Consider the following 1,034-nt stretch of genomic DNA (forward strand, 5'->3'; position numbering starts at 1 on the left):
AGGGCGGCGGCGGTGTTCGTGGTGCGGGGTGCGGTGTCGGCGCTCATGCGCGGGGTCCCTTCGCGCTGGTCGTGACGGTGCGCGGGGCGCGCAGTCGCCGTGGGGTCTTGAGCCCGTCGCGCTCGCTGAGCAGTCGCCAGTTGATGATCGCGAAGACCACGGAGAAGAAGAACAGCACCCAGGCGATCGCCGAGCCGTACCCGAAGTCGAACTGGTTGAACGCCTGGTCGTACTGGTAGAGCACGATCGTCATGCCGGCTTCGTCGGGGCCACCGACCGCCTGCCCGTTGAACAGGATCTGCGGCTCGGTGAAGAGCCCGAGGCCACCGATGGTCGACGTGATGACCGTGAACAGGATGACCGGCCGCAGCATCGGGATCGTGATGCGCGTGAAGATCTGCCAGGTGTTCGCGCCGTCCACCTTCGCCGCGTCGTACAGCTCGGTCGAGATCGACTGCAAGCCGGCGAGGTAGATGATCGCGTTGTACCCGGTCCAGCGCCAGATGACCATGACCGCGATCGTGACCTTGATGCCCCAGTACGACGAGAGCCAGCCGACCGGGTCGGCACCGACGGCTCGGAGCGCGGCGTTGACGAGCCCGAACCCGTCCGAGAACACCGAGCCGAACACGATCGCCATCGCGACCATGCTCGTCACGTTCGGGATGAAGAACGCGACCCGGTAGAACCCCTTCGCCCGGATGTTGCCGTGCAGCAGGAACGCGAGCACGAGGGCGAGGAACAGCATCGGGACGGTCGAGATGATCCAGATGATGAAGGTGTTCGAGACGGCGTTCCAGAACCGCGGGTCGGTCAGCAGGTACTGGTACTGCGCGAGGCCGACGAACGCGGGGGAGCCGACGCCGTCCCAGTCCGTGAACGACAGCACGATCGAGAAGACGATCGGGAACAGCCCGAACACGAGGAACAGCACGTAGAAGGGCGCGATCGCCACGTACTGCGGCCAGAACCGGCGCAGGCTGAAGCGGTGCCCGGTCGCCGCGGTGGAGATCGACGCGGTGGGGGCGCCCCCG

At 66.5% G+C, this 1,034-nt stretch carries 1 protein-coding gene; it reads right to left on the bottom strand.

Features of this window, described 5'->3' with window-relative positions; translation table 11 throughout:
- Positions 1–43: 43 nt before the first annotated feature.
- The coding region (locus BIV01_RS12965; protein ID WP_139199353.1) for a carbohydrate ABC transporter permease at positions 44–1,034 on the bottom strand (991 nt) is incomplete at its 5' end.

The sequence above is a fragment of the Curtobacterium sp. MCBA15_013 genome, assembly GCF_001865095.1.
Taxonomy (GTDB): domain Bacteria; phylum Actinomycetota; class Actinomycetes; order Actinomycetales; family Microbacteriaceae; genus Curtobacterium.